The 16,749-nt window shown below is 65.1% G+C and carries 17 protein-coding genes; 8 read left to right on the forward strand and 9 right to left on the reverse strand.

What is annotated here, in order from left to right; genetic code table 11:
• Window positions 1-765 precede the first annotated feature (765 nt).
• A complete protein-coding gene (locus U1R88_RS14305; protein ID WP_322431806.1) occupies window positions 766-2,322 on the reverse strand; it encodes an RNA-binding protein in 1,557 nt (518 codons plus the stop codon).
• 336 nt (window positions 2,323-2,658) lie between these two features.
• On the opposite strand from U1R88_RS14305, the gene rtcR reads away from it, so the two are divergent.
• Window positions 2,659-4,254, forward strand: coding sequence for an RNA repair transcriptional activator RtcR (rtcR, locus tag U1R88_RS14310; RefSeq protein ID WP_322431807.1), 1,596 nt, complete (start codon window positions 2,659-2,661; stop codon window positions 4,252-4,254).
• A gap of 29 nt (window positions 4,255-4,283) precedes the next feature.
• Here rtcR and U1R88_RS14315 read toward each other — a convergent pair whose 3' ends face one another.
• On the reverse strand, window positions 4,284-4,877 hold the full coding sequence (locus tag U1R88_RS14315) for a TetR/AcrR family transcriptional regulator (protein WP_322431944.1): 594 nt from the start codon (window positions 4,875-4,877) through the stop codon (window positions 4,284-4,286).
• A 106-nt stretch (window positions 4,878-4,983) separates the two neighbouring features.
• Here U1R88_RS14315 and U1R88_RS14320 point away from each other — a divergent pair, with 106 nt between their 5' ends.
• The gene (locus U1R88_RS14320; RefSeq protein WP_322431808.1) at window positions 4,984-5,886 is read left to right on the forward strand and encodes an alpha/beta hydrolase family protein; all 903 of its coding nucleotides are present in this window, start codon (window positions 4,984-4,986) and stop codon (window positions 5,884-5,886) included.
• A 42-nt stretch (window positions 5,887-5,928) separates the two neighbouring features.
• Here U1R88_RS14320 and U1R88_RS14325 read toward each other — a convergent pair whose 3' ends face one another.
• The 3 genes from U1R88_RS14325 to U1R88_RS14335 form a co-directional block, all read right to left on the reverse strand.
• On the reverse strand, window positions 5,929-6,450 hold the full coding sequence (locus tag U1R88_RS14325; RefSeq protein WP_322431809.1) for a YegJ family protein: 522 nt from the start codon (window positions 6,448-6,450) through the stop codon (window positions 5,929-5,931).
• A gap of 453 nt (window positions 6,451-6,903) precedes the next feature.
• On the reverse strand, window positions 6,904-7,509 hold the full coding sequence (locus U1R88_RS14330) for a hypothetical protein (protein WP_322431810.1): 606 nt from the start codon (window positions 7,507-7,509) through the stop codon (window positions 6,904-6,906).
• A gap of 10 nt (window positions 7,510-7,519) precedes the next feature.
• Window positions 7,520-8,239, reverse strand: a complete 720-nt coding sequence (locus U1R88_RS14335; RefSeq protein WP_322431811.1) for an SH3 domain-containing protein — start codon at window positions 8,237-8,239, stop codon at window positions 7,520-7,522.
• Window positions 8,240-8,488: 249 nt separating this feature from the next.
• Between U1R88_RS14335 and U1R88_RS14340 the strand changes: the two genes are divergently transcribed.
• The 5 genes from U1R88_RS14340 to U1R88_RS14360 all read left to right on the forward strand — a co-directional run bounded on the left by U1R88_RS14340 (window position 8,489) and on the right by U1R88_RS14360 (window position 12,109).
• A complete protein-coding gene (locus U1R88_RS14340; protein WP_322431812.1) occupies window positions 8,489-9,493 on the forward strand; it encodes a 2-hydroxyacid dehydrogenase in 1,005 nt (334 codons plus the stop codon).
• A gap of 148 nt (window positions 9,494-9,641) precedes the next feature.
• On the forward strand, window positions 9,642-10,232 hold the full coding sequence (locus U1R88_RS14345; RefSeq protein ID WP_322431813.1) for a nucleoside 2-deoxyribosyltransferase: 591 nt from the start codon (window positions 9,642-9,644) through the stop codon (window positions 10,230-10,232).
• A 50-nt stretch (window positions 10,233-10,282) separates the two neighbouring features.
• Window positions 10,283-11,053, forward strand: coding sequence for an AraC family transcriptional regulator (locus U1R88_RS14350; RefSeq protein ID WP_322431814.1), 771 nt, complete (start codon window positions 10,283-10,285; stop codon window positions 11,051-11,053).
• An 82-nt stretch (window positions 11,054-11,135) separates the two neighbouring features.
• Window positions 11,136-11,747: a LysE family translocator gene (locus U1R88_RS14355; RefSeq protein ID WP_322431815.1), complete on the forward strand. Its 612-nt coding sequence runs from the start codon at window positions 11,136-11,138 to the stop codon at window positions 11,745-11,747.
• A gap of 65 nt (window positions 11,748-11,812) precedes the next feature.
• Window positions 11,813-12,109, forward strand: coding sequence for a DUF6958 family protein (locus tag U1R88_RS14360; RefSeq protein ID WP_322431816.1), 297 nt, complete (start codon window positions 11,813-11,815; stop codon window positions 12,107-12,109).
• Between the two features lie 49 nt (window positions 12,110-12,158).
• On the opposite strand, the gene U1R88_RS14365 is transcribed toward U1R88_RS14360, so the two are convergent.
• A complete protein-coding gene (locus U1R88_RS14365) occupies window positions 12,159-13,175 on the reverse strand; it encodes an adenosine kinase (protein WP_322431817.1) in 1,017 nt (338 codons plus the stop codon).
• A 102-nt stretch (window positions 13,176-13,277) separates the two neighbouring features.
• Between U1R88_RS14365 and murJ the strand changes: the two genes are divergently transcribed.
• Complete coding sequence (gene murJ / locus U1R88_RS14370; protein ID WP_322431818.1) at window positions 13,278-14,849, forward strand: murein biosynthesis integral membrane protein MurJ; 1,572 nt, start codon at window positions 13,278-13,280, stop codon at window positions 14,847-14,849.
• 47 nt (window positions 14,850-14,896) lie between these two features.
• On the opposite strand, the gene U1R88_RS14375 is transcribed toward murJ, so the two are convergent.
• The 3 genes from U1R88_RS14375 to truA form a co-directional block, all read right to left on the reverse strand.
• Window positions 14,897-15,460: a sugar O-acetyltransferase gene (locus U1R88_RS14375; protein ID WP_322431945.1), complete on the reverse strand. Its 564-nt coding sequence runs from the start codon at window positions 15,458-15,460 to the stop codon at window positions 14,897-14,899.
• Window positions 15,461-15,516: 56 nt separating this feature from the next.
• The gene (locus tag U1R88_RS14380) at window positions 15,517-15,822 is read right to left on the reverse strand and encodes an NIPSNAP family protein (protein WP_068293821.1); all 306 of its coding nucleotides are present in this window, start codon (window positions 15,820-15,822) and stop codon (window positions 15,517-15,519) included.
• A 101-nt stretch (window positions 15,823-15,923) separates the two neighbouring features.
• A complete protein-coding gene (truA, locus tag U1R88_RS14385; RefSeq protein WP_322431819.1) occupies window positions 15,924-16,667 on the reverse strand; it encodes a tRNA pseudouridine(38-40) synthase TruA in 744 nt (247 codons plus the stop codon).
• Window positions 16,668-16,749: the final 82 nt, after the last annotated feature.

Below are 16,749 nucleotides of genomic sequence, written 5' to 3' on the forward strand. Positions count from 1 at the left end.
ACGGTGAGTCGGGTGCAGTTCGCCGCTGCAACGCCCTGTTGCGCTGTATTCCCATCGGCATTCGCCGTGACGTGTCGAAATCCTTTCTGTCGAGTACGGCGACGAGGTTCGAGGGGGACGATTGCTGAGCTACCGCTTGCGCGGGGCGCCATCGAAAACGCCGACCTCCGTTTCGGATGAAAGGGCGCTCTAACCTGTAGTCCCGCCGGCATTCGCCGCTGGTTGCAATAAGCCGGGATCGGCCACGGCGACGAGGAATGGTGAAACATCCCGCTCTATCCACTGAGCTACAGGCCTTGCGGCCTGGCGGGAATTGAACCCGCGACCTGGAGCGTGAATGCTGTAGTTCCACCGGCATTCGCCGTTTCGATAGAAATCTCCTGATGATGACGGCCACGGCAACAAGAATGACGAAACGTTACCGCCTTGCGGCGGTCCGTGCTCTAACCATCTGAGCTATGCAGCTTGCGCCGCAGCGGGATTTGAACCCGCGACCCCGGGATTCGCAGTCTGTAGTTCCGTCGGCATTTGCCGTGGCGTCTGAAAAAAATTCCAATGGTAGGCCGCAGCGACGAGGTTGTGGGAAATGACGGCCGCCTTGCCCGCCGAAGCGGTCGAGACGGCATCGCGCCTGTTCCGGCAGCTTCGTCTTGCGACGGGAGCGTCGGGGGCCAACGATCACCTGAAGCTGTAATTCCCCAGGCATTCACTGCGGCATCGTCTCCGGCCGGCAGCACGAGGCCGCCGACCGAAAATCGTGTCATCTCAGAGCTCGATCTTCTCGATCTCGCCGACCCAGTGCTCGGCGCCCATCTCGCCCTTCGTGAAGGCCGTGATGGTGTCGAACACCGCATCCGAGAAGCCGCCGATGTTGAGCACATCGGCGCGCTCCTGCGCCTGGGTGGTCGTGTAGGGCTGGATGTCCAGGCAGACGAGCTTGGCATCGGGATTGCTGGTCTTCACCCGCTCCCACTGCTTCATCATCTGCGTGGCCTCGCCGCCCCTGCGTGCATCGACCCAGGACTGGTTGTCCGAGACGAAGATCACGAGATCCACCTTGGCCTTCTCGTTCGCCAACTGCTCCAGCGGCGCCGAGCAGTTGGTGCCGCCGCCGCCGATGGAGGCGAGCTTGCGCGCATTGGTCATCACCGTGTCGCGCGGCTCGAGGTCCACGCGGACCACGGTCTGCTCGAACGGGATCACCCGTGCCGACGGATTGGCCCGGAGGACCGAAGCCGCCACCAGGCCGGCCACGTCGATGCAGCGCACCTGCGTGGTCGCGCCCTTGCGATAGCCGGTGACCGGCGAGGACATCGAACCCGAAACGTCCGGGCAGACGACCACGCGGCCCTCCATGGCAGGCACGTTGGCGACCGCAATCTCCATCGCATCATGCAACGCCTCGCGCACCACGGGCGGGGTGTCCTGCCCGGCCTGCGCATAGGCCATCATCAGCTGATACGGGAACACCCGTGCCCGCTTGATGGCCTCGCGATCGGCAAGCCGCTTGGCGAGCTTTTCGGCGAAGCCCTCCACCTCGAATACGCCGTGGCGCGCAAAGGTGGCGAGATTCATCCTGAGCATCTGCCAACCGGCCTTGTCGGCGATGGCGGCCCAGTGCTCCCGCGTGAGCGGCAGCGCCGTCAGCATCTGGAACGGCACCGCCGGTACCGACAGCGACGGATCCTGCTTGAAGGCCTCGAACGACCGGGCGATGTCGGGCAGAGCCGTCACATCGTAGGGACGTCCGATCAGCCAGGCATAGAGTGCCTCGCGCGCCTTGTCGGCGGGCTTGGGGTGGACCATCTTGATCACATCCGCGAGCGAGGGCGCGTTGCCGACGCTGGCGCGCATGATCTCGATGTCCGAGGCGGTCTCGAGCCAGGCCTGGACCAGCTTCTTCGGCCGGGTTCCCAGGGACTTGCGGCCGACGGCGCCCGAACGCATCACCTGCACGAAGTTGCGCAGCATCTTGCCATTGTCGACCACGCGCGGAAACGCCTTGGTGAAATCGCCCGTCTGCAGCATGGAAAGATAGGCGAGCAGCAAGGCCGGCATATCCTTCATATGGCCGCGCTGGCGGGCATAGATGGCCGCCTTGGCGATGAACGCGCTTTCCACCTCGCAGACCGCCTTGAGCGTCTCGTCGAGCTGCGCCGTGGCGCTGGCATAGAAAGTGCGGTTCAGCGTGCCGGTGACGGCAAGCTGGGCCAGCGCGTGGCGCGGGGTGAACTCATAGGCCGGGACGCCGTGCTTGTTGGCAGCATCGGCCTTCGGCAGCATCTTCCCCACAAAGGAGGCAAACAGTGACTTATTTGCCATGGCAATCATCCTCGTTTGTTACGGGGATCTGATTGCAGAGAGCGTGCCAAGTGGAGGAGGTGCCTGGAATTATTTTATAAGTCATTGTTTTTCAATGGTAAAAATTTTTCAATTGAACTTGCGCAAGATTTTGCGGCAAGAGACTTGAAGCGTTAAATTTATATTTTTAGATAATAAAATATCCTGTGATATAGGTTATTGAATGATGAGCCGTTTTCCGGGATCGCAGGCTTCCAGCCTGCTCTTGGAAACGCATTGTTGGCAGGAAAGAGCAGGTATCGCGACATTGAGTCTGCCTCAATGTCGCTGAGAAGCCTGCGATCCCAGGATGTGACCATGAAAAAGCGTGTGGCCATCGGCTTTCTCGGCGTCAGCCTGGACAGCGGCAAGCGCGACAAGCGCTGGGAGCGCTGGCGGCCGACCGTGGCGCTTTGCCAGCAGGGTGACCTGCCCATCGACCGCCTCGAACTGATCCACGACATCCGGGCGACGTCGCTGGCCGAGCGGATCGCGGGCGACATCGCGGTGATCTCGCCGGACACGCAGGTGATCAGGCACATCATGAATCTCGCCGATGCCTGGGATTTCCAGGAGGTCTACGGCGCCCTCTATGATTTCGCCAAAGCCTATCCCTTCGACGCCGAGGAAGAGGAATATCTCGTCAACATCACCACCGGCACGCATGTCGCGCAGATCTGCTGGTTCCTGCTGACCGAGGCCCATTACGTGCCCGGCAAACTGATCCAGCTCTCGCCGCCCAAGCGCCAGGGCGAAGGCGTCGCCGGCTCCTATTCGATCGTGGATCTCGACCTCTCGCGCTACGACGCCATCGCCAGCCGCTTCCGGGCCGAGGCACGCGAGGCGACCTCCTTCCTCAAATCCGGCATCCCGACCCGCAACCCCGCCTTCAACGCCATGATCGACCAGATCGAACGGGTGGCGATGCGCTCGCGCGCGCCGGTGCTGCTGACGGGGCCGACCGGAGCCGGCAAGTCACTGCTGGCCCGCCGCATCTTCGAGCTCAAGCAGGCGCGGCGCCAGCTCACCGGCGATTTCGTCGAGGTGAACTGCGCCACCTTGCGCGGCGACCATACGATGTCGGCCCTGTTCGGCCATATCAGGGGTGCCTTCACCGGCGCCCAGACCGACCGGGCCGGGCTCCTGCGTGCGGCCGATGGCGGCTTGCTGTTCATGGACGAGATCGGCGAGCTCGGCCTCGACGAACAGGCCATGATCCTCAGGGCCATCGAGGAGAAGCGCTTCCTGCCGGTCGGCGCCGACAGGGAGGCGGCCAGTGATTTCCAGCTGATCGCCGGTACCAATCGCGACCTTTCGGTGGATGTGCGTTCGGGCAAGTTCCGTGAGGACCTGCTGGCGCGCCTCAATCTCTGGACCTTCGAATTGCCGGGCCTGGCCGCGCGCCGCGAGGATATCGAGCCCAATCTCGACTTCGAACTCACCCGTTATGCCGAGCGCGAGGGCGAGAACATCGCCTTCAACCGCGAGGCCCGCATCCGCTATCTCAGCTTTGCGACGGCGCCGGAAGCGCGCTGGACCGCCAATTTCCGCGATCTTTCCGCCTCCGTCACCCGCATGGCGACCCTGGCACCGGGCGGGCGCATCACCGAGGAGGGCGTGGCCGAGGAAATCGAGCGCCTCAACCGGCACTGGCGGGCAGGCGACGGCGAGGGCACGGACAGGTTGCTTGCCGACTTTCTCGGGGAAGAGCGTGTCGCCGGCATCGATCGCTTCGACCAGGTGCAACTGGCCGAGGTGATCCGCGTCTGCCGCGCCACCTCCTCCCTCAGCGCAGCCGGGCGCGCGCTGTTCGCGGCATCGCGCCAGGCCAAGGCGAGCTCGAACGATGCCGATCGCCTGCGCAAATATCTGGCGCGCTTCGAGCTGGATTGGGAAGGGGTGAGGCAAGGGTGAGGCCGCGGTGAGGGCTTTTACTATGCCGGCTATCCATTCCTTGCCGGCGCCGCCTTCGCTTGCCGGAAGGCCGCGGTGATCAGCGTGGCCGCCGCCTTGCCGGCAGCCTCCATATAGTCGGGATCGCGATGCAGCAGGACGACCGCAAAGCTGCCATCGAGCAGGAGCACCACCTGCCGGGCCAGCAAGGCAGCGTCGTCGAGCCCCGCGCTTTCCAGCTCCAGCCGCAGCCAATCCTCGAAACGCTTCTTGTGGGCGGCACCGATCTTGATGGCGGGGTGGCCGGGCAGGTCGGCGAGTTCGGCGGCGGTGCGCAGGAAGCCGCATCCTTTCCAGCGCGGATGACGAGCCGCCACGGCGAGATTGCGGAAGATTGCCTCGACCTTGGCAGCGACGTCTCCCTGCGCTTCATCGAACCAGCGCCGGAACAGAGCGAGGTTGGGCTGGTCGCGCGCCGCCAGATAAGCGGCGATCAGATCGTCCTTGCTGGTGAAGTGATAGTAGAGCGTGCGCTTGGTGATGCCGGCCTTGGCGGCGACGGCGTCGACGCCGACATTGCGAATGCCCTTGTCGTAGAACAGGCGCGCCGCCGCCGAAACGATGCGCTCGCGCGTGGTGGTCATGGGCTCGGACATGGCTCGCCCTCATGTATACTGACAAGTGAGTATAACCGCTGTCGCTGGTCATGCTATCCCTTCATGCGAGTGAGGACCGCCGATGGCGATGGACATGACAGCGGCCGTGCCGGTCGAGATCACCTGCGGGGACGGGGTCGTTCTTGGTGGCCATGTCTGGCTGGCAGAAGATGCAGGGGCAGCGGGCACGGTCGTCATCAATGCCGCGACAGGCGTGCTCGCCCGCTATTATCATCGCTATGCTTGCTTCCTCGCCGAGCAGGGCTTCGATGCCATTACCTATGATTATCGCGGCATCGGCATGTCGCGGCCGGCGGATCTGAAGCATTGCGGTTATCGCTGGAGCGAGTGGGGCACGCGTGATTTCGAAGCCGTGCTGGGTTTTGCCCGGCAGCGCCGGCCCGACGGGCCTCTCTTCGTGGTCGGCCACAGCATCGGTGGCTTCCTGCCGGGGTTGGCCGGCAATGCCCGCTGGATCGATCGGATGCTGACTGTCGGCGCCCAATATGCCTACTGGCCCGATTATGCCCGGCGCTGCCGCCTGGGGCTGGTCTGGCGCTGGCATGTGCTGATGCCCCTGCTCACGGCGATATGCGGCTATTTCCCGGGCCGGCGGCTGGGCTGGCTGGAAGACCTGCCGGCGGGCGTGGCCCTGGAATGGAGTTTTCGCGGCAGGCATGCCGAGAACAGCCATCCGCGCCGGGAGCGGGCGGACATCCTCGCCCGTTTTGCCGCGGTCTCCGCGCCGATCCTGGCGGTGACCATGTCCGACGACGAGTTCGGCACCATGCCGGCCATCCGCCGCGCGCTCGCCTATTACCGATCAAGCCCGGCGACCGCGGTGCGCCTGATGCCGGAAGACTACGGCCTGGCCGAGATCGGTCATTTCAGCCTGTTTCATGACCGGCATCGGGCCGGCTTCTGGCAGGATACGTTGGCCTGGCTGCGGGACGGGGTGAATCCCTGGCCTCATCGCCGTTTCGAAACGGCGGGGTGAGGGGCATTCAAACCATATTCGTTGCGAAGCAAGCAGGCCGGTTTATTGCGGCGAGGCGGCGCCTTCGCAGGCCAGGCCGATCTGGTCTTTCAGCTCCTGGGCCTCGCGCGGATCCTCCTTGGCCAGCAGGACGCAGGTGGTGAAATTGCCCTGCAGCTTGCCGTCGCGGTAATAGCCCCAGTCCCGGATCCTGCTCCTCAGAAAGGTGAGCTGCTGGCCGAACGTCACATTGCCGACCAGTTCCGGGCGGTTGTTGATCTTGCCGGTGAAGCGGTCGCCCTTGTGACTGATTTCGTTGAGCCAGAAATATTCGGTCTGGGCGCCCTGGATGATCGGCACCTTCACGGCGAAGCCGCTGGCGCCGGTGACCTTGCCGTCCAGAGCGTCGATGAAATCGGGCAGGCTTTCCTGGGCCTTGGCGAAGGCGGCCTTCATGGCAGGATCGTCGTCCCTGGCCTTGAAGGTGGCGTCCCGGCCGGCTTTCTGGGTTACGGTTTCGGCACTGGCTGCGGGCAGGCTCAGAAAGGCGAGGCCTGTTACGGCGAGGAGGAATGCTCTCGTCATCGGCGGCTCCGATTGCGTGCGTCATCGTAGCGGCAGGACGGGGTGGATCGCAACGGGGGCGACTCGGAGGGAGGCCTTCGATGGCAGGTCGATACTATTCTGTTCATTTGACCTTGCAGCGCTGATTCCTGGGAGTGCGGACGTCCTCGTCCGTGGGCACCAACTTAAGGGTCGGGCGAGATGATCGAGCTGGCGATGAGGCTCCGCGTGTGAGTCCCCTCGCCCCGTTCTTACGGGAAGAGGATAGAGGTGAGGGGCTCTGCAATGCTCGGATTTCAAGGTTCGCGCTGCCCCTCACCCTTACCCTCTCCCCGTAAGAACGGGGCGAGGGAGTGGCTGGCGTCGCGCCTCTCGCCTTAAGCTGGTGCCCATGGACGAGGACGTCCGCACTCCCAGGAACGGCGCTTTGCAACCGCTGTTCATTCACTCTTAGCCCGAATTCTTCGCTCTGGCTCAGATAGCTGCGAGTGCCGCAGCCAAGCGATTCGAAGCCGATGCATCGAAACCGTCTTCGCCGGCGAGCAGCAGATCGACGGCGTGGGGCCGTAGCGCAGCGGCGGCCGGCAGGAGCGCCGGATCGGTCAGTCCGAGAAAGCAGGGCAGGCCCGTGAGCTCGATCAGGCATCGACAGGCGCTCAAATCATCTGCGGTGCCGACGTGAAAATGCAGGGCATCGGCCAAGGAAGCGCAGGCCTCCACCAGGGCACCGGCGTCGTTGCGGGCGGGATCGATGGACTGGATGATCTTGCGGCCGCGGATGATGCGTTTGAGGCCGGGATATTCGCTTGCGGCAATCGGCCGGGCCAGGCGGACGGCGAGCGTCGCCGAGGCGTCGACCTGCTGGGCCACGGTGCCGGCCGTCAGGGCCGGGGTAATCAGGATCGGCGTGACCGCCGGCGGCAAAGCGAGCGCGATCGCCGCCAGTATCGCGCTGCCTTCCGGGCCCGCCTGCGGAAAGGCGGCAGGGTCGAGCCCGATGGCATCGGCGCCCGCCTCGACCGCTGCGCCGGCTTGCTCGCGGGAAGTGATCCCGCTGATCATCAGGCGGAGGCGGGGCACGGGCTCCGTCTCAGTCGATCGCTTCGCCGGGATAGGCTCCCCACAGATTGCTTTCCTGGATCCAGCCGTCGAAGCCTTCGCCCTGGATGCGGCACCAGTTCGAGGCGCAACTCTTGATGGAGGCCTGCACGCCGGGCTGCAACATGGCGACGGCCGTTGCCTTGGCGTCGGCGGTGGCGCGGAGCGGCAGTGTCTGTTGCTTGGACCAGGGTGCGATCAGGGCCGTGCGCTTGCCCGAGAGCAGGTTCTGCAGCACCCAGCCTTCGGAGCCGTCGGCATCACGGATGCGCCGCCAATTCTCGAATTCGGCGATCACTTCCACCGGCAGGTTGGACTTCTGGTAGATGAAGGACACCGTCTGGTCGCGCGAAGGCCCCTGGCGCACATTCACCCTGTCGGGCTTCAGGCTGACGAAGCGCGGCATCGGCAGGCCGGAGACCGGGCCGAGCTGGTCCTTGCCGGCCTTGGGATCGGGCAGCGAGCCGGTGACGTCGTCGGCCGGCTTGTCCGGAATGGCGGCCTTGCCCGCACCGGCGATGAAGGCCGCCACGGTGGGATCTGCGAGCGTGTCGGCGCTGATGCCCTCGGTGGCCGTATCCACGGGCTGCTTCAGCCGCTTGTGATGAAGATAGTAGACCCCGCCAGCGACGATGAGGGCACAGAAGGCGCCAGCAAAACCGATCTTGGCAATGGGACTTAAACGGGGCGCTTCTTCTTCGTAATAGGACATGCCGGACCTCGACGCACACACAGGCAAAGCGCGTTTTAGGTATAACCGCTTCTTTGCATTCACTCTTTGTTTCGACGCGTCTTTGCGATTCCTGGCGACTCCCCAAATCGCAAAACGCTTCCGCCCGCAACCGCCTCTGTTGCTGCGCTTGCCTGTCTGTTAGAGGAAGGACAGCGACGGGCTGCGGGCTTATCGGCGCAGTTTGTCTGAGGGCGGTGAACGCCGTCTTAAAGTTTGCGGGAGGTCGGCATGTCGTTACGAAAAAAACCGCGGGTCGTGGTCACACGCCGCCTGCCGGACAGCGTGGAAACCCGCATGCGCGAATTGTTCGACGCGCAGCTCAACCTGACCGACGAGAAGATGTCGCAGGAGGCCCTGATCGAGGCCGTGAAGACGGCCGACGTGCTGGTGCCCACCATCAACGACCGTATCGACAAGGCGCTGATCGAAGCGGCCGGCAGCAATCTCAAGCTGATCGCCAATTTCGGCAATGGCGTCGACAATATCGACGTCGAGGCGGCGGTCGCCCGCAAGATCACCGTGACCAACACGCCCCGTGTCCTCACCGAGGACACCGCCGACATGACCATGGCGCTGATTCTCGCCGTGGCCCGGCGCGTGACCGAGGGCTCCAGGGTGATTCCCGAGGGCGACAATGCCTGGCCCGGCTGGTCGCCGACCTGGATGCTCGGGCGCCGCATCACCGGCAAGCGCCTCGGCATCATCGGCATGGGCCGCATCGGCCAGGCGCTGGCGCGCCGTGCCAAGGCCTTCGGCCTGCAGGTGCACTACCACAACCGCCACCATGTCGATCACGCCGTCGAGGCGGAACTGGAGGCGACCTATTGGGATTCGCTCGACCAGATGCTGGCCCGCATGGACATCATCTCCGTCAATTGCCCGCACACGCCGGCCACCTATCACCTGCTCTCGGCCCGGCGGCTGAAACTGCTCAAGCGCGAGGCCCTGGTGATCAACACGGCGCGGGGCGAAGTGATCGACGAGACCACGCTCGCCAAGATGCTCGACGCCGGCGAGATCGCCGGCGCCGGCCTCGACGTGTTCGAGCACGAGCCGGCGGTCAATCCCCGCCTGGTCAAGCTCGCCAAGAGCGGGCGCGTGGTGCTGCTGCCGCATATGGGCTCGGCCACCATCGAGGGCCGTACCGACATGGGCGAGAAGGTCATCGTCAACATTCGCGCCTTCATGGATGGACACAGCCCGCCGGACAAGGTGTTGCCGGAGATGCTGTGATCCCCGAGTATACGGGCAAGATGCCCGTGTACTCGGGTGCACGGGCATCTTGCCCGTTCTTCTTTTCCCCACCGCAGTCGTTTCCAAGATGCGGACATCGCGACATGCCTTCATGTCGCTGGAACGTCCGCTCACCCGGAAGAAATCCATGCGCGTTTATCTGGCCGGCCCCGAAGTCTTCCTGTCCAACGCCCGCGAGGTGCTCGACGCCAAGATCGAGCTCACGCGGCGCCACGGTTTCATCCCGGTCTCGCCCGGAGACCTGGAAATTCCGGCGCAGCCGACCAAGCGCGATTTCGGGCTCGCCATCAGCGCGGCCAACGAAAAGCTGATGCTGAGCGCCGATGTGATCATCGCCAATCTCACGCCGTTCCGGGGCATCGCCGCCGATACCGGCACGGTCTACGAGCTTGGCTTCATGTGCGCCCGGGGCTGTCCCGCCTTTGCCTTCTCCAATGTGGCGCTGTCGCATTTCGAGCGACTGCAGGTCTATTATGACGGGCGGATCGCTGAGGATGCGGAGGGCCGGCCGCGTGGCTCGGACGGCCTGGCGGTCGAGGATTTCGACATGGCCGAGAATCTGATGCTCGACGGCGGCATCGAGGCGCGCGGCGGCACCTTTGTCACGCGCTCGGCGGCACCGGGCCAGCTCTTCGAGGATCTTGCCGCCTTCGAGGAATGCCTGAGGATCGCCGCCGGGCGGCTGCTGCAGGGCGGCGGTCCGCCTTCTTCGCTCTGAGGTAGCACACCGTGGCGACGAGAGGGACATTCTCGACGCGGCCGTCCGGCATGCCCGGGATCGATGCGGTGATGGCCGAAAGCAGCCATCATTTTCCGCGGCATATGCATGACCAATACGGCATCGGGCTGATCGATCGCGGCAGCCAGAAGTCGGCCAGCGGGCGCGGTCCGGTCGAGGCTGGCGCAGGGGACGTCATCACCGTCAATCCGGGCGAGGTGCATGATGGCAGCCCCGTCGGTGACCGGGGCCGGGCCTGGCGCATGCTCTATTTCGATCCTTCGCTGATGACGGAGGCGATCGGGGACATCCGCGAAGGCGGGGGCGGTACGTTCGAGATCACCGAGCCGGTGGTGCGGGACAGACGGATCGCCAGCCTGTTTGCCGACCTCTTCCGTTGTCTTGCCGAGGACGCAAGGGATGTCGCCAGCTTGCGCTGCGAGGAAGCCCTGCTGATGCTGCTGGCGCACATTCCCGGGGCGGCCGTAGCGTGCCCCGGCATTCCGCGAGCCATCGGGCTTGCTCGTGATTGCATCGATAGCGATCCAATCGCGCCCGTAACCCTTTCGGACCTCGCCGAGATGACCGGTTTGAGCCGCTTCCAGGTGGTGCGCGGCTTTGCGAGGGCGACCGGCATGACGGCGCATGCCTATCTGATGCAACGCCGCCTCCAGCTGTCGCGACGCCATATCGCGCGTGGCATGGCACTCGCCGAGGCCGCTGCAGCGAGCGGCTTTGCCGACCAGAGCCACATGACGCGACTGTTCGTGCGCAGCTATGGCATCTCGCCCGGTGCCTATGCGGCGGCTCGGGCTCCCTGAACCGGGCTTCCCCGTTGCAATTGCGTTCAAGACACGCCTGCCGTCATCGGGGCATCCCTGTGTTTTCCATGGGAGTTGCCGCATGTCCCTCGACTATCTCGTCACTGCGCTCGTCGTCATCCTTCTGCCCGGCACCGGCGTGCTCTACACGCTGGCCCTCGGCCTGAGCCAGGGTTGGCGCGCCAGTGCCTTGGCCGCCTTCGGCTGCACGCTCGGCATCCTGCCCCATCTTGCCGCGGCGGTCGCCGGCCTGGCGGCGCTGCTGCACGCCAGCGCCGTGGCCTTCCAGGCTTTGACCTATCTTGGTGCCGCTTATCTCCTCTACACGGCCTGGAGTGTCTGGCGCGATGGCGGCACCCTGCAGCTGTCCGGCGAGCACCGGCGCATGCTACCGGGCCACATCATCCTGAAGGGCGTGCTCCTGAACATCCTCAACCCCAAATTGTCGCTGTTCTTCCTGGCTTTCCTGCCGCAATTCGTTCCGCCAGCGACGGGGCGGCCGATAGCCGCCATGACCGAACTCTCCCTCTGGTTCATGGCCCTGACCTTCCTCGTCTTCCTCGTCTATGGGGCCTGCGCCTCGGCGGTCCGCAGCCAGGTGGTGCAACGACCGGCCGTGCTCACCTGGCTGCGGCGCGGCTTTGCCCTGGCTTTCGCAGGGCTGGGGTTGAAGCTGGCTTTTTCGCGGTTGTGATGTCGGGTTGGAGGCGTGACCAGCGTCCTCGTTGCAGGGGACGCAATATGCCGGAGCACCTGCTGATGACCGATACGTCCAGAATCGAACTGCTGAACGTCAACCACCCGGGCAAGGCCTGGCCGGCGGATGCGGCCATGTACAAGGCTATGAAGGCGGCCATTCTGGCTTTGCTGCCGGATGGCAAGCCGGGCCTGACCGTGGCGCAGGTCCAGGCCGAAGTGCCGGCCCTGCTGCCGCAGGACCTCTATCCCGGCGGCGCGAAGGCGGGCTGGTGGGTCAAGGCCGTGCAACTCGACCTCGAAGCGCGAGGGATCATCCGGCGCGAGAAGGTCTCGCCCCTGCGCCTTTACAAGGCCTGACGGCGCTTGAGAAAGGCCGCCCGGCCCTTCTCAAATGCCTCGGCTCTCGTCAGAGCAGCCCGTTTTCCTGGGCCATGACGCGCAGATTGGTCTGCGGGCGGGCGCCGACATGCTGGATCACTTCCGCAGCGGACAGTGCGCCGAGCTTGAGCGAAGCCAGGTGCGGCAGGCCGCGGGCGAGGCCGAACAGGAAGCCGGAGGCGAAGAGATCGCCGGCGCCGGTGGTATCGACCAGCTTGTCGATCGGGAAAGCCGGCACCGAGACGCGCGTGCCGCCCTCGATCGCCAGCGCCCCGTCTTCCGAGCGCGTCACGATGGCGAGGCGGCAGTCCTTCTCGACCTGGGCGAGCGCCGTCTCGAAATCGGAAGTCTCGTAGAGCGACTTGATCTCCTGGGTGTTGGCGAACACGGTGTCGACCACGCCCGAGCGCATGAGGTGGAGGAACTCGCCGCGGAAGCGGTCGACGCAGAAGGAGTCGGACAGGGTGATCGCCACGCGCCGCCCGGCCTTGTGGGCGATATCGGCGGCCTTCAGGAAGGCATCCTTGGCATCCTGCGGATCCCACAGATAGCCCTCCATATAGGTGATGGCCGCCCCCTGCACGACGCTCTCTTCGATATCAGCCGGGCCGAGCAGATGGCAGGCGCCGAGATAGGTGTTCATCGTGCGCTCGCCATCGGGCGTGATGAAGATGAAGCTCTTGGCGGTGGAGGGACCTTCCGCCAGCGGCACCGTCTCGAAATGCGTGCCCTGGGCGCGCAGGTCATGGGTGAAGACCTTGCCGGCCTCGTCCTGCTTCACCTTGCCGAAATAGGCAGTCTTGCCGCCGAGGGAGGCGACACCGACAGCCGTATTGGCGGCCGATCCACCCGAGATCTCGATGCTCTGGCCCATGGCGGCGTAGAGGTGGTCGGCCCGTTCCTCGCCGGTGAGGATCATGGCGCCCTTGGCGAGGCCTTCGCGGACCAGGAAATCGTCTTCGGTCTGGGCAAAGACATCGACAATGGCGTTGCCGATGGTGAGAACGTCGAAACGAGGTTTCGCGCTGGAAGGGGATTTGGGCATGCAGTATCTCTGTTTTGCGCGCGCGGACTATAGCGATGTGCTGCGTTGCGGCAAGAAAGAGTTGCGATGCAACCGCTGCCGCCGCTTCGGCTCGGAGTTTTGATGACCTTCCTGCGTAACGCTGCCTCGGTTGGATTCGCGACCCTTGCTTCCCGCATTCTCGGTTTTGTCCGTGACACCATGGTGGCGGCAGCGCTCGGTGCCGGACCGGTGGCGGATGCCTTCGTGGTCGCCTTCCGCCTGCCCAGCCTGATGCGCCGGCTGTTCGCGGAGGGGGCGGTGAATACGGCTTTCGTGCCGTTGCATGCCGAGGCCGAACGGCGTGGCGAGGGCGAAGCCTTTTCCGACCAGGTCTTCACCCAGGTCGCCCTGGTTTTCTTCCTGGCCTCGGCCCTGGCCCTCGCAGCGATGCCGCTGCTGATCGATTTGATCGCCCCCGGCTTTGGAACCGGAGGGGGGCGTGTAGAGCTTGCCGTCGCCCTGTCGCGCATCACCTTCACCTATTGCCTGGCGACGGCCCTGATGGTGGCGGCTTCGGCTGTGCTCAACGTGCATGGCCGCTTCACGGCGGCCGCCTATGCGCCGGCTCTCGTCAATGTCGTCACCATCGCCGCCCTGCTCGGCGCCCCCTTGCTGGTTCGCTCCGACCAGGAGGCGTTGGCGCGCCTGCTGGCATGGTCGATCTTCGTCGGGGGACTCGCCCAGGGCGGGCTGGTTTTCTGGGCTCTCCATCGGGCTCGCCTGCGGTTGCGGCTGGTCAGGCCGCGCTGGACGCCCGCCGTCCGGCGCTTCTTCCTGCTTGCGCTGCCCGGCGTGCTGACGGCGGGGGCGACGCAGGTCAACGCCTTTATCGGCCTGATCGTGGCTTCCGCCGATCCCGGCGCCGTCACCTGGCTCTATTATGCCGATCGCCTCTACCAGCTGCCGCTGGGCATCGTGGCGGTGGCGCTCGGCAATGCCCTGCTGCCGGAACTCGCCCGGGCCAGCAGCCGGGGCGACCGGCGGGCCGAAAGCGGCATTCTCAGCCGGGCCGTCGAATTCGCGGCCTTTCTCAGCCTGCCGGCAGCCCTGGCGCTGATCGTGCTGGCCGACCCCATCGTCTCCGTCCTGTTCGAGAGGGGGGCCTTCTCGGCGGGTGACAGCACCGCCACGGCCTTGGCCTTGGCGGGGTTTGCCGCCGGCCTGCCGGCCTTTGCCGGGGCCAAGGTGCTACAGCCGCTTTTCTTCGCGCGTGCCCGCATGCGCCTGCCCTTCATGATCGCGCTGATCGGCGCCGTTGCCGATGTGGTCCTGTCGCTTACCCTCTTTCCAGTCTGGCGCCAGGCCGGCATTGCCGTCGCCGCCGCCGCATCGGGCTGGGTCAACCTCGTCCTGCTGGCTCTGATGGCTTGGCGAAGCGGGCTGCTGCAACTCGACATGTCCGCTCGCCGCCGCCTACCCCGGATCGCCGCCGCTGCCGTCCTGATGCTGGTCGCCGTTTATGGAGCGGCGGGGGCGGTGGAGAGCTGGCTGGTCGCGGGGCAGCCTCTGGCGATGCGGGTGGCGACGCTTGCCCTGCTCTGCGGGGGCGGGCTGATTTTCTACCTGGGCGCTTGCCTGCTGCTGGGAGGCATCGACCGCAAGGCCGGATTGCGGGCGCTACTGGCAGGCCGTGCGCCGGAGACCGGCGGGTAACCATGGGACTTCATTGAGGGGGCCGCCGCGGTGACGCTTTTGTCCTGTCAGGGCTTGAAGCCCGTGCGGTCGGCTGCGGTGATGCCCCGGATGACCTGGGCCGGAACGCCAGCGGCAATCACGTTCGACGGGATGTCGCGCGTCACCACGCTGCCGGATCCGACGATGGCATTGTCGCCGATGGTCACGCCCGGATTGATATGGACGCCGGCGCCGACCCAGACCCGGTGGCCGATCCGCACTGGTTTGGCCTGGCAGGCGCCGGCGGCGCGCTCGATCGGGTCGATGGCATGGTTGGCGGTGTAGATGCCGACCCGCGGCCCGAGCAGGACATAATCCCCGATCTCGACGCTGGCGCCATCGAGGATCACGCAGTCGAAATTGGCATAGAAGGAGTGCCCGATGCTGATGTTGAAGCCGAACTCGCAACGAAAGCTCGGCTCGAACAGGGCGCCGGGGCCGACCGATTTCAAAAGGCTTCGCAGAATCGCCTCGCGCGCTTCGGCCGGCTCGCCAAGGCTGCGGTGATAGGCGCTGGTCAGTTCGACCGCCCTCGCGCGAGCGGCGATCAGTTCGGGGGTAAGGTCGTTGTAAACCGCGCCGCTGAGCATCAGGGCGCGCTGGGCCTCCAGATCCACCGGGATCTCCTGTATTCCAGAAATATGACTCAGCCGAACACCGGCCGCATGAAGCTGCGCTCGTAGCTCATGATGCTGCGGACCTGCTTTTCCTCGGCCAGGATGGCCTGGCATTCCGGATCCACCGCCAGGCGCTTGCGGTAGTCTTCATAGGCAGCGAGGCTGGGGAAGCTGAACAGCGCATAGGCGATGTCGCTGGCGCCCTCATGCGGCAGGAAATAGCCGTGATGGTTGCCACCCATGCGGTTGACCACGGGAATCCAGGCCTTGGCATAGGCCTCGAAGGCCTCGAGCTTCCAGGGATCGATGACATATTTCAGATAGCAGGTGATCACGGACGGCCTCGCAGCTTGAATATCGTGCCGGAAAGAGATGCGAGTTTCCTACAGCATCGGATCTGATTCTGAATCAGGTTCGATGCTGCCGAGGAAGGCAGTCAGTAGTCAACACCGGTGAGATAGAGCCCATGCGGTGGTGCCAACGCGGCGCAGCGGGTGCGGTCACGCGCTTCCAGCACACCGACCAGATCCGCCTTGCTCCAGTCGCCGGAGCCGACCCGGCGCAGCGATCCCACCATGGAGCGGACCTGGTTGTGCAGGAAGGAGCGAGCGGTGGCGATGACATGGATCTCGGCGCCTACCCTGGCCACGTCGAGGCGGTCGAGCGTCTTCATCGGGCTCTGGGCCTGGCAGTCGGCCGAGCGGAAGGTGGTGAAGTCGTGATGGCCGATGAGGCCCTGCGCCGCCGCGTGCATGGCCTCCGCGTCCAGGGCCTTGCGGATGTGCCAGGCGCGATGACGCTCCAGCGCCAAGGGTGGGCGGCGGTCGATCAGGCGGTAGAGATAGCGCCGGCCCTTGGCCGAGAAACGGGCGTCGAAACTGTCGGGCATCTTCTCGACGCCGAGGATGGTCACATAGTCGTCCTGCAAGGTGAGATGGGCGTTGAGCGCATCGCGTACCCTGTCGGTCGTCCAATCCTTGGCCAGCATCACCGAGGCGACCTGCCCGGTGGCATGCACCCCGGCATCGGTACGGCCGGCACCCTGGATGCGCAGGGTCTGGCCGGTGAAAGCCAGGATCGCCTCCTCGATCGCCTGCTGCGCTGAGCGACCATTGGCCTGGGCCTGCCAGCCGACATAGGGCGTGCCGTCATATTCGATCAGGAGTTTATAACGCGGCATTCGGAGACTTCGTTGCTGGAGTCAGGCCTCTACGCCAATCGGGCGGCGGAGTCACCTTTTGGAGACCGGTCTTTGGAGCGGC

Source organism: Labrys sedimenti (genome assembly GCF_034424805.1).
GTDB classification, from domain to species: domain Bacteria; phylum Pseudomonadota; class Alphaproteobacteria; order Rhizobiales; family Labraceae; genus Labrys; species Labrys sedimenti.

Excerpts from the sequence above, each read along its gene's own strand:
- U1R88_RS14335 (WP_322431811.1), bottom strand. The coding sequence starts at position 8,239 with ATGTCCTATTACGAAGAAGAAGCGCCCCGTTTAAGTCCCATTGCCAAG.
- rtcR (WP_322431807.1), top strand. The coding sequence starts at position 2,659 with ATGAAAAAGCGTGTGGCCATCGGCTTTCTCGGCGTCAGCCTGGACAGC.
- U1R88_RS14350 (WP_322431814.1), top strand. The coding sequence starts at position 10,283 with ATGCCCGGGATCGATGCGGTGATGGCCGAAAGCAGCCATCATTTTCCG.
- U1R88_RS14365 (WP_322431817.1), bottom strand. The coding sequence starts at position 13,175 with ATGCCCAAATCCCCTTCCAGCGCGAAACCTCGTTTCGACGTTCTCACC.
- murJ (WP_322431818.1), top strand. The coding sequence starts at position 13,278 with ATGACCTTCCTGCGTAACGCTGCCTCGGTTGGATTCGCGACCCTTGCT.
- truA (WP_322431819.1), bottom strand. The coding sequence starts at position 16,667 with ATGCCGCGTTATAAACTCCTGATCGAATATGACGGCACGCCCTATGTC.
- U1R88_RS14305 (WP_322431806.1), bottom strand. The coding sequence starts at position 2,322 with ATGGCAAATAAGTCACTGTTTGCCTCCTTTGTGGGGAAGATGCTGCCG.
- U1R88_RS14320 (WP_322431808.1), top strand. The coding sequence starts at position 4,984 with ATGACAGCGGCCGTGCCGGTCGAGATCACCTGCGGGGACGGGGTCGTT.
- U1R88_RS14315 (WP_322431944.1), bottom strand. The coding sequence starts at position 4,877 with ATGACCACCACGCGCGAGCGCATCGTTTCGGCGGCGGCGCGCCTGTTC.
- U1R88_RS14360 (WP_322431816.1), top strand. The coding sequence starts at position 11,813 with ATGACCGATACGTCCAGAATCGAACTGCTGAACGTCAACCACCCGGGC.
- U1R88_RS14375 (WP_322431945.1), bottom strand. The coding sequence starts at position 15,460 with ATGCTCAGCGGCGCGGTTTACAACGACCTTACCCCCGAACTGATCGCC.
- U1R88_RS14355 (WP_322431815.1), top strand. The coding sequence starts at position 11,136 with ATGTCCCTCGACTATCTCGTCACTGCGCTCGTCGTCATCCTTCTGCCC.
- U1R88_RS14345 (WP_322431813.1), top strand. The coding sequence starts at position 9,642 with ATGCGCGTTTATCTGGCCGGCCCCGAAGTCTTCCTGTCCAACGCCCGC.
- U1R88_RS14340 (WP_322431812.1), top strand. The coding sequence starts at position 8,489 with ATGTCGTTACGAAAAAAACCGCGGGTCGTGGTCACACGCCGCCTGCCG.
- U1R88_RS14325 (WP_322431809.1), bottom strand. The coding sequence starts at position 6,450 with ATGACGAGAGCATTCCTCCTCGCCGTAACAGGCCTCGCCTTTCTGAGC.